We start from the raw sequence: 13,041 nt of genomic DNA, 5'->3' as shown, positions 1-13,041 counted from the left end.
GAAGTATGAAGGGTATATAACATCGCTAATAGGTGAGGTAAACCATTCGGATGAATATTCTGGCTTCCTACAGAACCTTTATTTGTCTGGTGGAAGGCGCATCGCTATCGTACTTGCTATCCGTCCCGGTGTCTCTGGTTGGATGAGGCGAACCTTACACCAGCTGGTATACTGCACCGTAGGGCCTGTCCCATTAGACTCTTTGATTTGCCAGTTTGGCCCTGGGGAGTGCTCAAAATCCTCAGGGACTTCGTTACCGTGTGGTTTTAGAACGTCACCTGCCGGAGATAGCGGCGGAAAAATAGCGTGACACACGGGGCCAGGAGTGGGATATAATTTCAGACTAATTTCGAATAATGTTGAAAAGTTGCTGTTAACCATTGTTCGTAAAAGCAAAAAATAAGCAATGACTATAAGGATTAAAGCTATGGGTTTTCTTTCCGGTAAGCGCATTCTGGTCACTGGCGTGGCCAGTAAACTGTCCATCGCCTACGGTATCGCACAGGCGATGCACCGCGAAGGAGCTGAACTGGCGTTCACCTACCAGAACGACAAACTGAAAGGCCGCGTAGAAGAATTTGCTGCCCAGCTGGGTTCCAGCATCGTTTTACCGTGTGATGTCGCTGAAGATGCCAGCATTGACGCTATGTTTGCAGAGCTGGGTAACGTTTGGCCGAAATTTGACGGTTTCGTACACTCGATCGGTTTCGCGCCTGGCGATCAGCTGGACGGCGATTATGTTAATGCGGTTACCCGCGAAGGCTTTAAAATCGCTCACGATATTAGCTCTTACAGCTTTGTTGCCATGGCGAAAGCCTGCCGCACCATGCTGAATCCGGGTTCTGCGCTGTTGACCTTGTCTTATCTGGGAGCGGAGCGCGCCATCCCGAACTACAATGTCATGGGTCTGGCGAAAGCCTCTCTGGAAGCCAACGTGCGTTATATGGCAAACGCTATGGGACCGGAAGGGGTTCGCGTCAACGCCATCTCTGCGGGTCCAATCCGCACGCTGGCGGCGTCCGGTATTAAAGACTTCCGTAAAATGCTGGCGCATTGTGAAGCCGTTACGCCAATTCGTCGCACCGTGACCATTGAAGATGTGGGTAACTCAGCGGCGTTTCTGTGTTCCGATCTCTCGGCAGGCATTTCTGGCGAAGTCGTCCATGTTGACGGCGGGTTCAGCATTGCGGCAATGAATGAACTGGAACTGAAGTAAGCGCATTAAGTTTATTAGCGGGCGGCACGGCTGTGCTGCCCCCATTCCCCTCACTCACCACTCATCTCGTTATATAGCGTTCTGATATTTGTTATCACCTAACAATCTTTCATCCCTTTCCCGCATACGCCAGGATAATCCAGCATAAACGATCCGACGCCGAATCATTATCAATCGCCATTTCATCCTCGGGAAACCCTATGGAACAATGCCGAAAAGCGGGTAAAAGCCACTGGTATCATGAAACACAATCCACTATGTCGTCACAAACCCCGCTTTCGCTAATGCCGGAAGCCGCGTATGTTAACGATCGATTTTTACTGGATTTAGCGGTAGCAGAAACCGCGTTGACGCCTTTTGAATCATGGTTAAAGCCCGCTCGCCAGTTGGCGGATGTCTTATTTCCCCGCACGGTTCTCAACGACCGGCTTCATACGTTTAGCGCCTATGAACGTATGAGCACCGCGCTGACCGCCGCTCAGGTATTTGGGGTTCAGCGTTTGTGCCGCCATTATGCCGCGCGTCTGGCGCCGCTACCTGGCCCTGACGCCTCAAGAGAGAGCAATCAACGGCTGGCGCAAATTACGCAATACGCTCGTCAGCTTGCCGGCTCCCCCTCCGTTATCAATACGCAGGCCCGCGAACAGCTTGCAGAGGTGGGATTAACCGCCCGGGATACCGTACTCATCAATCAGATCATTGGGTTTATCGGTTTTCAGGCGCGGGTAGCGGCGATATTTCAGGCGTTTTGCCGTCTGCCCGTGCGCGAACTGCCCGGCCAGGAGATGCAGCGCTTTGCCAGGGCCGCGCGGTTTCAAAACCCCCAGACGATATGGCGGCCCGCCGCCAGTCTGGTAGAATATCCTCCAGCCCATACCAAAATTCGGCGGCAATATTCGTCTTCACAATGCCAAATGATGGCGCCGGTACTCATCCGCGATCCGTCTTCATTCGCGTTACTCGAACGCATACTGACCAGCACATTACACACTGCGTCGCCCCCTTCTTTACTTCCACTTATCACGCTCCTCACATCACGTATCAACGGCAGCGCCGCCTGCTTTAACGAACAGGCAACCCAACCTGACGCGTGGCGTCGCGCTGTCATCACGTTACGCCAGGAAGACGACGACATCGCTCGTTGGGAACTTGAGCCTGCGCTGACACAGGCGATACAATGGCTCACCAGAGCGCCCGATCGCTTTAGCGCCGCGCATTTTTTCCCGCTACTCACCAGGGGAGTTTCATCGGAGCAGGCCATTAATATGTTAGGCTGGTGCGGCGTGTGCGGATGGTTAAATCGTTTAAAAATCGCGTTGGGCGAAACCTATTAACTCATCCATTACTGAAAGAGCGCTTGCTGCGCCAGGCAGAATCGCGTAAAACTGTCAGCCGCTCTTTTGGCTACGAAAATAGACGAATATGTTTCAGGACAACCCGCTGCTAGCGCAGCTTAAACAGCAACTGCATTCCCAGACGCCGCGCGCTGAAGGGGTCGTAAAAGCCACGGAAAAAGGCTTTGGCTTCCTTGAGGTTGACGCGCAAAAAAGCTATTTCATTCCTCCGCCGCAGATGAAAAAAGTGATGCATGGCGATCGTATCGTCGCGGTCATCCACACGGAAAAAGAACGGGAGTCTGCCGAGCCGGAAGAACTGATCGAACCGTTCCTGACGCGTTTTGTGGGAAAAGTTCAGGGTAAAAATGACCGCCTGTCCATCGTGCCGGATCATCCGTTGCTGAAAGACGCGATTCCCTGCCGCGCCGCGCGCGGCGTTCAGCATGAGTTCAAAGAAGGTGACTGGGCGGTTGCCGAAATGCGCCGCCATCCGCTTAAAGGCGACCGTTCGTTTTACGCCGATTTAACGCAGTACATCACCTTTGCCGACGATCACTTTGTTCCCTGGTGGGTTACGCTTGCTCGCCACAACCTGGAAAAAGAAGCGCCGAACGGCGTAGCGACGGAGATGCTTGACGAAGGGCTGGAGCGCCAGGATCTGACCGCGCTGAATTTCGTCACTATCGATAGCGCCAGCACTGAAGATATGGATGACGCGCTTTATGCTGAGGAATTAGCGGACGGCAGACTCCAGCTTACGGTGGCTATCGCCGATCCTACCGCCTGGATTGCCGAAGGCAGTAAGCTGGATAACGCCGCGAAAATTCGCGCCTTCACCAACTACCTGCCGGGCTTCAATATTCCTATGCTGCCACGTGAGCTGTCTGACGATCTGTGCTCACTGCGCGCCAACGAAGTGCGTCCGGCGCTCGCCTGTCGCATGATAATCGCCGCGGACGGCACCATTGACGATGATATCGCCTTTTTTGCGGCCACGATCGAATCGAAGGCCAAGCTAGCGTACGACAATGTCTCCGACTGGCTGGAAAATAACGGCACCTGGCAGCCGGATAACGAAGGCATTGCCCAGCAGATTCGTCTGTTGCACCGTATTTGTCTAAACCGCAGTGAGTGGCGTCATCATCATGCGTTAGTCTTTAAAGACCGCCCGGATTACCGCTTTGTGCTTGGCGAAAAAGGCGAAGTACTGGATATTGTGGCGGAACCGCGCCGTATCGCTAACCGTATCGTAGAAGAATCGATGATCGCCGCTAACCTTTGCGCCGCGCGCGTACTGCGCGATAAGCTCGGTTTCGGTATTTACAACGTACATACGGGCTTCGATCCCGCGAATGCCGACGCGCTGGCCGCACTGCTGAAAACGCATGGTCTGCATGTCGATGCCGAAGAGGTGCTGACGCTGGAAGGCTTCTGTAAACTGCGTCGCGAACTGGATGCGCAGCCCTCCGGTTTCCTTGACAGCCGCATTCGTCGCTTCCAGTCTTTTGCGGAAATCAGCACCGAGCCGGGGCCGCATTTCGGTCTTGGTCTTGAGGCTTACGCCACCTGGACTTCTCCCATCCGTAAGTATGGCGATATGATTAACCATCGCCTGCTGAAAGCGGTCATCAAGGGGGAAGCTATTGCGCGTCCGCAGGAAGATATCACCCAGCAAATGGCGGAACGCCGTCGCCTGAACCGTATGGCGGAGCGCGATGTCGGCGACTGGTTATATGCACGCTTCCTTAACGATAAGGCGGGGACAAATACCCGTTTCGCGGCAGAAATTATTGACGTCAGCCGCGGTGGTATGCGTGTGCGACTGGTCGATAACGGCGCTATCGCCTTTATCCCTGCCCCGTTCCTGCACGCCGTTCGCGATGAACTGGTATGCAGCCAGGAAAGCGGTACGGTACAGATTAAAGGTGAGACGGTTTATAAAGTGACGGATGTCATTGATGTCACTATTGCGGAAGTTCGCATGGAAACCCGCAGCATTATTGCCCGACCGGCAGCGTAACCACGCTTAGCTCGCTCAACGGCCTTTGCTGAGAAGGCAAAGGCCGTTTCTTTTCTTCTTCTCCCTTCCGTCATGCTCTAAGTTTAATCTTATTCAAGCGCCCCATTTCTTGTTATTTTTAGCTGGCGACTATGCTTTTTCCAGAATCTGGATTACATATGAATACATAGATAAAACAATACGTTCAGCCATAATTACCCTTATTTATAACATGGCTAACCTTTCTTTTCGGGCACCTGGCGCTTAAATGGGATGGTACGCATGATGAAACAGATTCAGGAACAAACGGCGCTAAATCCCCTTCACTCTCACTGGCGTCTGGCTGATGACCGCAACGTGCTGTATCTCTCCCCGACAGGTGAAACGGATACAGAAAAAACGGTCGAGCTATCGCCGGAACAAGCCGGGCGTATCCGGGAAATAACGGCGATTACGTCCAGTCTGCTGATAACGTTGTTGATAGAAAAACAGGTTACCGCTGTGCACCTGGTAGGCCGTAAGATTAATAACCGTGAATGGGCTGGCAGCCTGGCAACCTGGCCTGATACGCCTGCCGTCGCGCCAACGCAGGCGCAGGAGCTCTCTTTTGCCGAGCAAATCGTATCAGAAGCCAACTCAGTCATTGCGATACTGGATAGTCGGGGAAAAATCTGTCGATTTAATCGGTTATGCGAAGAGTACACGGGCTTAAAAGAGCGAGATGTAATTGGTCAAAGCGTCTTTAAATTATTTATGAGTCGCCGGGAGGCGGTTGCCTCCCGGCACTACATTGAGAATTTTTTTCGCAATGGCAATGCCTATGAAATCGAACGCTGGATAAAGACCCGTAAAGGCCAACGCCTGTTCTTATTTCGTAATAAATTCGTCCATAACGGTAGCGGAAAAAACGAAATTTTCCTGATCTGCGCAGGCACGGATATCACCGAAGAAAGGCGGGCTCAGGAGCGTTTACGCATACTGGCGAATACAGACACCGTCACCGGCCTGCCCAATCGCAATGCTATTCATGAATTTATTAATCATGCTATTGCCTCGGCTGGCGAGTCGCAAGTGGGTATCGTTTATCTCGATCTGGATAACTTCAAGAAAATTAATGACGCCTATGGGCATATGTTTGGCGATCAGCTCTTACAGGCCGTTTCGCTGGCGCTGTTGAGTTGTCTGGAGGAAGATCAATTGCTGGCCAGACTGGGGGGAGATGAATTCATTGTCCTCGCTGCCCATACGTCTCAGGCCGCGCTGGAAGCAGTAGCCTCACGAATCCTTACCCGTCTGCGGCAACCGTTTCGTATTGGACTCATTGAAGTTTACACGGGATGCGCCATTGGCATTTCGTTGGCCCCCCGGCACGGACAGGACAGCGACAGTCTCATTCGCACTGCCTACACCGCAATGTATAACGCCAAAGAAGGCGGCCGCGGTCAGTTCTGCGTTTTTTCGCCGGAAATGAATCAGCGCGTATTTGACTATCACTGGCTGGATACAAACCTGCGAAAAGCGCTGGAAAACGACCAGTTACTTATTCACTATCAGCCCAAAATTACCTGGCGCGGCGAAGTACGTAGCCTGGAAGCGCTGGTACGCTGGCAATCGCCGGAACGCGGATTAATTCCGCCGCTGGAGTTCATCTCATATGCCGAAGAGTCAGGACTCATCGTCCCGCTGGGCCGCTGGGTGATTCTGGATGTGGTTCGCCAGATTGCGAGATGGCGCGATAAGGGGATTAACTTGCGCGTAGCCGTTAACTTTTCGGCGCGACAACTGGCCGACCAGACGCTTTTTACTGCGCTTAAACAGGCTTTGTACGATCTGAATTTTGAGTATTGCCCGATCGATGTCGAGCTAACGGAAAGCTGCCTGATCGAAAACGACACGCTGGCGCTATCGGTTATCCAGCAATTTAGTCAGCTCGGCGCTCAGATTCATCTGGATGATTTTGGCACCGGGTATTCTTCGCTTTCCCAACTCGCACGGTTCCCTATTGATGCCGTTAAACTGGATCAGGCTTTCGTCAGAGATATCCATAAGCAACCGCTGTCGCAATCTCTGGTTCGGGCGATTGTCGCGGTGGCTCAGGCGCTAAATTTACAAGTGATTGCCGAAGGCGTAGAAAATGCTAAAGAAGATGCCTTCCTGACAAAAAACGGTGTCAATGAACGACAGGGCTTTTTATTCGCTAAACCTATGCCCGCCGTTTCTTTTGAACGCTGGTACAAACGTTATCAGACGAGAAAAATGCGTTAATGGCGGCGATAATAGGGAGAACAGCCTGTGCAGACAGGTATAGCCCTATTTTTCCCTTCTCTTTTCAGATTAATTTCTGCATCATGAATTGAAACCTTTTCTGACATTAAGGATGACAAACATGTCTGATATCGAAGCACAACGAATTGCCGCACGCATTGATACCGTGCTGGATATCCTTGTTGCTGGCGATTACCACTCGGCCATCAATAACCTTGAAATATTGAGAGCAGAGCTGTTAGATCAGGTTAAAGACGGTATCTCGCCATCCCAGGCTCCCGGGTCGCCCTGGGAAATCTGATAGCGATTATTTGTCCGGGATGGCCGTTAGCCCTTCCCGGCTCTCTGACTGTCTGTTGACTCCTCTTAACGTATAAAATTAATACTATGAACTCCCGACAACAATCAATTTTGCAAATGGTGGTTGATAAAGGCCAGATGAGCGTTGCTGAACTGGCGAAAATTACCGGCGTATCTGAAGTCACGATTCGTCAGGATCTGAATACCCTGGAAAAACAGAGCTATTTACGCCGTGCGCATGGTTTCGCCGTTTCGCTTGAGAGCGATGACGTAGAGACTCGCATGATGACGAACTACACGCTAAAACGCCGACTGGCGGAGTTCGCCGCCTCGCTGGTCAGTCCAGGGGAATCCATTTTTATTGAAAATGGCAGTAGCAATGCGCTATTGGCCCGGACGCTGGCGGAACAAAAAGATGTCACGATCATCACCGTGAGCAGTTATATCGCGCACCTGCTCAAAGAGACCCCTTGCGAAGTCATTCTCCTCGGTGGAATCTATCAGAAAAAAAGTGAAAGCATGGTAGGGCCGTTGACGCGACAGTTTATCCATCAAGTGCATTTCAGCAAAGCATTTATCGGTATTGATGGCTGGCAGGCTGATACCGGCTTTACCGGACGCGATATGATGCGATCGGATGTGGTTAACGCTGTTCTGGAAAAAGGCTCAGAAGCGATTGTCCTCACCGACAGCTCCAAATTTGGCTGTGTGCATCCCTATCCCCTGGGCCCGCTCTCTCGCTTCCATCGTGTCATTACGGATTCCAAAATTTCCGCCAGCGATCAAATGCAGTTAGAACATGCGGGGCTGCTAGTCAATGTTATTGGCTCATCCGTTTAAAATATTTCCCGATGGTTTGCCCTATGGCAAATCATCCTCTCTCTAAGACTTTTCTGACATCCCAATTAAGACTATTTACCTGTTGTAACGAGCGTAACGTCGTAAAATTAATATTAGCGAAATAACAGGAAGTGACTATCACCTGCGTGATATACCCCTGCGCAATCAGGTTTTACGGAAAATCTCTTAACAGGTTTTATTTTAACTATAGTTATAGTGAGCTTAATTCCGTGAATCGTTAATTCAGGAGAGAGTATTATGTTTATGACGAGCAAAAAAATGGCCGCTGCTGTGCTGGCAATCACCGTAGCAATGTCTCTGAGCGCCTGCTCAAACTGGTCCAAGCGCGATCGCAACACGGCTATTGGCGCAGGTGCGGGGGCGTTAGGCGGCGCAGTGTTAACGGACGGCAGTACATTAGGCACCCTGGGCGGCGCGGCGGTCGGCGGCGTGATTGGTCACCAGGTTGGAAAATAATCCAGACGTTTAAATATTGAACGGCTCAAAATAATATGTTTATTCTTTTCAGGTCTGGATTACAAAAATAGACAAAGTTGACTTTTACGCCACGGTAATTTACAACCGTGGCGTTTTCATTAGCCGCCAGCTAATTTTACTTTCATTCCTTTAGCTTCCAGCAATGATTTTATCAAGTCGCGTTTATCACCCTGAATTTCAATAATCCCTTCTTTTACTGCCCCGCCACAGCCGCATTTTTTCTTCAGTTCAGCCGCCAGTTTGGTTAATTCCGCATCATTCATCTCGATACCGGTAATCAAACATACGCCTTTACCCTTACGGCCACTGGTTTGACGCTGAATGCGAACGATACCATCCCCTTTGGGACGAACTGGTGCCGTTTTAGGTTCTTCAATGCGCCCTGTCTGTGTTGAATAAACCAGACGGCTATTGGAATCGCTCATTATGCCTCCCGTTTTAGTGACGCGTTAATATCCTTCAGCGTTTGCGCCGGATCTACCGATTGCGTAACCGGGCGGCCAATCACCATATAGTCGACGCCGGCGGATAATGCCTGTTCGGGCGTCATAATGCGTCGCTGGTCGCCTGCCTCGCTGCCTGCGGGCCGAATGCCCGGCGTCACCAGCTTAAATGCAGCGCCAAAGGCCTGTTTAAATCTGACCGCTTCCTGAGCGGAACAGACCACGCCATCCAGCCCGCATTGCTGCGTCAGGCGCGCCAGCCGCTCCGCATGTTCCGCCGGTGACAACGTCACGCCCAGATCGCGCAGATCGCTGGTTTCCATACTGGTCAACACGGTCACGGCAATGAGTAACGGCGCATCCTTACCGAATGGCGCCAGCGCGTCGCGCGCTGCGGCCATCATTCTCGCCCCGCCAGACGCATGAACGTTTACCATCCAGACGCCCAGGTCTGCCGCTGCGGCGACCGCCCGGGCCGTGGTGTTGGGAATATCATGAAATTTTAGATCAAGAAAGACATCAAACCCACGTTGCTGGAGATCCCGAACGAGCTGTGGACCAAACAGCGTAAACATCTCTTTGCCCACTTTTAAGCGACAATCGCGAGGATCGATTTTATCGACAAACGCCAGGGCTTTATCGCGTTCATGGTAATCCAACGCCACAACGACAGGCGATTCAGTAATAGCGCAGGAAGAAGATGAAGCAGTAAACGTCATGACCAGACCTTCTTGATGATGGGCACCGGAAGTGGCGCAAATTGGATAAACGGCGTGCATTCTACCTGCGGCGCAGGGAAATTAACAGGTTCGATTGACAACCTGATAAGCCCTGCCTGCCGATGCCAGCGTCGTTTCTAGCTTTACGTCATTAAGTATGTTGTAACTAAAGTGAGGCTTTTTTTATATACTACTGCCCATCAAGTCCGCGAATAGGTTTAATGGTCGACCATGCCCGGCAGGACGGACAGTGCCAGTACAAGGTATAGGCGGTAAAACCGCATTTCTGACAACGATACCGCGGTTTACTGCGCACCTGCTCGCCAACCATATCACGCAGTACCATCAGGCTTTCTTTCGCTCGCCCTTCTTCCGCCTCATTGAGATGGTAATCCATCAGCTTATGGAACACCCGCATGGTAGGATGTCGCTGTAGCTGACGCGTGATATAGACTTGAGCTGCGTCACTACCTTCACGCGCTTCCAGAATATCGGCAAGCATTAACTCAGCGCCAGCACCGGTATTCTCCTCAACGGCGCGACGTAAAAACTCCGCCCACTCGGCATTTTTACCGAGCTGTTGATAACAGGTTTGCAGCATCTCCAGCGTTTCGCTGACCAGCTCTTTATCCTGAACGATCACACGTTGCAGGCTTTCGACCGCTTTGGCGTAATCCCCTCTCGCCATATAAACGCGCCCCATCATGATAGACACCCGGGCGCTATTTTTATCTGCGGCGGCACCTTTTTTCAGCAACGCCATCGCGCGATCCATGTCGTCGTTGCCCATCTGCTGTAACGCTAACTCACAGTAAAAATGGGCGATTTCGATACGCTGTTTATCTTTGCCCAGTTTCACCAGCCGTTCTGCGACTTCGATCGCCTTTTGCCAGTCGCTGGTTAGCTGATAGATTTGCAAGAGCTGCTGTAACGCGCCTACGCGAAATTCCGTTTCGTCGGTAAGTTGGTTAAACATATCTTCCGCGCGGTCATATAAACCGGCGGCCATATAGTCGCGCCCCAGTTGCTGAACAGCCAGTAAACGCTGTTCATAGGTCAATGAAGCGCTTTCCATGAGCGTTTGATGAATACGAATGGCGCGATCGACTTCGCCGCGAGAGCGAAACAGATTACCGAGAGTGAGATGAGCCTCAACGGTGCCCGTATCCTCTTTAAGCATATCGAGGAACAGATCCACCGCTTTATCTTGTTGGTTACTCAGCAGGAAGTTAACCCCTGCGACATAATCGCGCGACAGGCGGTTAGCTTCATCCTGTTTTGTTTGTTGCGCACTTCTGCGACCCATATACCACCCATAGGCAGCGGCTACAGGCAACAGCAGAAATAACAACTCCAACATAAATGATTATTCCTTTACAACCGACGAATCGGCAGGGACCGCAACGTCGGTTGCTGGCGAAAGCTTGTTTTCCAGTCGTTTAATTTTACGTTCAGCACGGGCAAGGGAAACGCGGACCCGCAGCCAGAACAGGCCGCAAATCAGCCAGCCAATCGCAAAACCGACGGCGAACAACACAGCAAGCAACGTGGAGATACGATACTCCCCTTGCGCCAGCAGGTAGTTAAACGTCACCTGTTGATCATTCTGCGCGCCCAGCGTCACCGAAATAACAAAAATCGCCAATACCAGTAAGAAAATGAGTAAATATTTCACATTACTTCCCGTTATGTGGTTTGCGCGAATAAATCGTGTCCAACTTACCGCATCCAGCCTTCTAAATTACCATTTTCCCGCCTCGCGCGAAATGGAAATGCGCCCGCCATCAGATGATTTAAGGGCAATAGTCAGAAAATCAACCGTTGTCAGCTTTCCTGCTCGCGTTCAGCAATTTCTTGCGCTTCTTCACGAGGCGGCATAAGCGGCCCGCAAATTCGCTGCGCCAGCCAGGTCGCCAGGGTAACTAATAGCCAGGAGATAAGCGTGGCGACCACTAAATCTCGCGGCCAGTGCATTCCCAGAAGCAAACGGCTGCCCATTACGCCGGTCGCCCAGACTAACAAAAACGCGATGGTGAAAGTCCGTCTGCGCGGCCATAACAGACCCACGGCCAAAAGCGCCCAGCTCGCTGCAAACATGGTGTGTCCGGAGGGAAACGCAAAGCCCGTCTCTTTTTGCCAGTGCTGACGCAGGAAAACGGGGATGTTCTGTTGCCCGGCCAACTGCTCTTTCACTAAATGTCCGCGTTCTGTACGCTTTAAAGTGTAGAACTCATCGACGGGAATATGGTGCGTTTTTTCAAGCCAGACCACAAATGGCCGCGGCTCCTGTACGCGCTCCTTTACCCATGACTTCACGCCCTGCCCGACGATAATCGCCCCACCGAGAATCGCAAACAGCATAATGGCGGCGCGCAGGCGAAATCGCAGGCACCATAAGAACCATCCACAAAGAATCACATGCGTGATAACGCCCCAGGGTTTGGTCACGGTTTCCGTTATCCAGAATAGCGTTTTTAGCCACCAGACCTGATGTCCTGGCTGCCACTGCCAGCCTGATACCCATACGGCAAGCGGCATGATAAGCAACAGGGCGGCGCCTGCCGCGGTGCGCCTCGCAATTGAAAGCATGGATGCTCCTTTTATAAGTAAGTATCACAATCATAACTGAAAATTCTCGCCGGACTGGAAAATTGACAAATTTGTGCCATTCCTGAGCAATTACGTGGTAGTGATTAGGTGATGTCCGCCGCCTTATGGCAAAATAGCGGGATACAAGCCAACAGGCGACGACACCGCAGGCGTCAGCATAATCTGGAGAAATACATGCAGCTTAAACGTGTGGCAGAAGCCAAACTGCCAACCCCATTGGGTGACTTTCTGATGGTGGGATTTGAAGAACTGGCAACCGGACACGACCATGCCGCGCTGGTTTTTGGCGATATTTCAGGTAAAACGCCGGTCTTGGCTCGCGTTCATTCCGAATGTCTTACCGGGGACGCGCTTTTTAGTCTGCGCTGTGATTGTGGTTTTCAACTGGAAGCCGCGCTGACGCATATTGCGGAAGAAGGACGCGGTATTCTGATTTACCACCGTCAGGAAGGCCGCAATATCGGCCTGCTTAATAAAATTCGCGCTTATGCGTTACAGGATCAAGGCTATGACACGGTGGAGGCCAATCATCAGCTCGGCTTTGCCGCCGATGAGCGTGATTTCACCCTGTGCGCGGATATGTTCAAATTACTGGGCGTGGATGAAGTTCGCCTGCTGACCAATAATCCGAAGAAAGTCGAAATACTGACCGAGGCGGGAATTAATATCGTCGAACGCGTTCCGCTCATTGTGGGTCGTAATCCAAATAATGAGCATTATCTCGATACTAAAGCGGCCAAAATGGGCCACCTACTAAGCAAGTAAGCCACCGGTATTAAAGCGCGGGCCTGCCTGTTTACGGCAGGCCCGATAA

Annotated in this window: 13 protein-coding genes and 1 pseudogene; 9 read left to right on the top strand and 5 right to left on the bottom strand. The window is 51.6% G+C overall.

Annotated elements, in window-relative coordinates; translation table 11 throughout:
* Positions 1-16: 16 nt before the first annotated feature.
* From ABVN36_RS20990 to osmB, 8 genes and pseudogenes are all read left to right on the top strand, one after another.
* On the top strand, positions 17-310 hold the full coding sequence (locus ABVN36_RS20990; RefSeq protein ID WP_033903593.1) for a hypothetical protein: 294 nt from the start codon (positions 17-19) through the stop codon (positions 308-310).
* Positions 311-427: 117 nt separating this feature from the next.
* Positions 428-1,216, top strand: a complete 789-nt coding sequence (fabI, locus tag ABVN36_RS20985) for an enoyl-ACP reductase FabI (protein ID WP_000506501.1) — start codon at positions 428-430, stop codon at positions 1,214-1,216.
* A 200-nt stretch (positions 1,217-1,416) separates the two neighbouring features.
* Positions 1,417-2,394: pseudogene (locus ABVN36_RS20980) on the top strand (CMD domain-containing protein); the annotation flags it as partial.
* Positions 2,395-2,638: 244 nt separating this feature from the next.
* Positions 2,639-4,573 (top strand): exoribonuclease II, encoded by a 1,935-nt coding sequence (locus ABVN36_RS20975; protein ID WP_023138310.1) that lies wholly within the window; start codon positions 2,639-2,641, stop codon positions 4,571-4,573.
* A 261-nt stretch (positions 4,574-4,834) separates the two neighbouring features.
* Entirely contained in the window at positions 4,835-6,817 is a 1,983-nt protein-coding gene (pdeR, locus tag ABVN36_RS20970; RefSeq protein WP_077908608.1) for a cyclic di-GMP phosphodiesterase, read from the top strand.
* 121 nt (positions 6,818-6,938) lie between these two features.
* The gene (locus ABVN36_RS20965; protein ID WP_001279854.1) at positions 6,939-7,118 is read left to right on the top strand and encodes a hypothetical protein; all 180 of its coding nucleotides are present in this window, start codon (positions 6,939-6,941) and stop codon (positions 7,116-7,118) included.
* A gap of 86 nt (positions 7,119-7,204) precedes the next feature.
* On the top strand, positions 7,205-7,957 hold the full coding sequence (locus tag ABVN36_RS20960) for a DNA-binding transcriptional regulator YciT (RefSeq protein ID WP_023138312.1): 753 nt from the start codon (positions 7,205-7,207) through the stop codon (positions 7,955-7,957).
* Positions 7,958-8,215: 258 nt separating this feature from the next.
* A complete protein-coding gene (osmB, locus tag ABVN36_RS20955; RefSeq protein WP_000481166.1) occupies positions 8,216-8,434 on the top strand; it encodes an osmotically-inducible lipoprotein OsmB in 219 nt (72 codons plus the stop codon).
* Between the two features lie 119 nt (positions 8,435-8,553).
* On the opposite strand, the gene yciH is transcribed toward osmB, so the two are convergent.
* The 5 genes from yciH to pgpB form a co-directional block, all read right to left on the bottom strand.
* Entirely contained in the window at positions 8,554-8,880 is a 327-nt protein-coding gene (yciH, locus tag ABVN36_RS20950; protein WP_001285199.1) for a stress response translation initiation inhibitor YciH, read from the bottom strand.
* Positions 8,880-9,617 carry an orotidine-5'-phosphate decarboxylase gene (gene pyrF, locus ABVN36_RS20945; RefSeq protein WP_001537903.1) on the bottom strand — a complete coding sequence of 246 codons (738 nt, stop codon included), beginning with the start codon at positions 9,615-9,617 and terminating at the stop codon, positions 8,880-8,882. The genes yciH and pyrF overlap by 1 nt, the downstream gene beginning before the upstream one ends.
* A gap of 190 nt (positions 9,618-9,807) precedes the next feature.
* Positions 9,808-10,977: a lipopolysaccharide assembly protein LapB gene (lapB, locus tag ABVN36_RS20940; protein WP_000891378.1), complete on the bottom strand. Its 1,170-nt coding sequence runs from the start codon at positions 10,975-10,977 to the stop codon at positions 9,808-9,810.
* Between the two features lie 6 nt (positions 10,978-10,983).
* The gene (locus tag ABVN36_RS20935; RefSeq protein WP_000876301.1) at positions 10,984-11,292 is read right to left on the bottom strand and encodes a LapA family protein; all 309 of its coding nucleotides are present in this window, start codon (positions 11,290-11,292) and stop codon (positions 10,984-10,986) included.
* A 149-nt stretch (positions 11,293-11,441) separates the two neighbouring features.
* Positions 11,442-12,206, bottom strand: coding sequence for a phosphatidylglycerophosphatase B (gene pgpB, locus ABVN36_RS20930; protein WP_000948651.1), 765 nt, complete (start codon positions 12,204-12,206; stop codon positions 11,442-11,444).
* A 195-nt stretch (positions 12,207-12,401) separates the two neighbouring features.
* Between pgpB and ribA the strand changes: the two genes are divergently transcribed.
* Positions 12,402-12,992, top strand: a complete 591-nt coding sequence (gene ribA, locus ABVN36_RS20925; RefSeq protein WP_001176284.1) for a GTP cyclohydrolase II — start codon at positions 12,402-12,404, stop codon at positions 12,990-12,992.
* The last annotated feature ends 49 nt before the right edge of the window (positions 12,993-13,041 follow it).

Source organism: Salmonella sp. SJTUF15581 (genome assembly GCF_043356775.1).
Taxonomy (GTDB): Bacteria; Pseudomonadota; Gammaproteobacteria; order Enterobacterales; family Enterobacteriaceae; genus Salmonella; species Salmonella enterica.
The sequence above is the reverse complement of the archived record's forward strand: the minus strand, read 5'-3'. Positions and strand labels throughout refer to the sequence as shown.

Coding starts and splice junctions, on each gene's coding strand:
- fabI (WP_000506501.1), top strand. CDS start 428: ATGGGTTTTCTTTCCGGTAAGCGCATTCTGGTCACTGGCGTGGCCAGT.
- ABVN36_RS20975 (WP_023138310.1), top strand. CDS start 2,639: ATGTTTCAGGACAACCCGCTGCTAGCGCAGCTTAAACAGCAACTGCAT.
- pdeR (WP_077908608.1), top strand. CDS start 4,835: ATGATGAAACAGATTCAGGAACAAACGGCGCTAAATCCCCTTCACTCT.
- ABVN36_RS20965 (WP_001279854.1), top strand. CDS start 6,939: ATGTCTGATATCGAAGCACAACGAATTGCCGCACGCATTGATACCGTG.
- ABVN36_RS20960 (WP_023138312.1), top strand. CDS start 7,205: ATGAACTCCCGACAACAATCAATTTTGCAAATGGTGGTTGATAAAGGC.
- osmB (WP_000481166.1), top strand. CDS start 8,216: ATGTTTATGACGAGCAAAAAAATGGCCGCTGCTGTGCTGGCAATCACC.
- yciH (WP_001285199.1), bottom strand. CDS start 8,880: ATGAGCGATTCCAATAGCCGTCTGGTTTATTCAACACAGACAGGGCGC.
- pyrF (WP_001537903.1), bottom strand. CDS start 9,617: ATGACGTTTACTGCTTCATCTTCTTCCTGCGCTATTACTGAATCGCCT.
- lapB (WP_000891378.1), bottom strand. CDS start 10,977: ATGTTGGAGTTGTTATTTCTGCTGTTGCCTGTAGCCGCTGCCTATGGG.
- pgpB (WP_000948651.1), bottom strand. CDS start 12,206: ATGCTTTCAATTGCGAGGCGCACCGCGGCAGGCGCCGCCCTGTTGCTT.
- ribA (WP_001176284.1), top strand. CDS start 12,402: ATGCAGCTTAAACGTGTGGCAGAAGCCAAACTGCCAACCCCATTGGGT.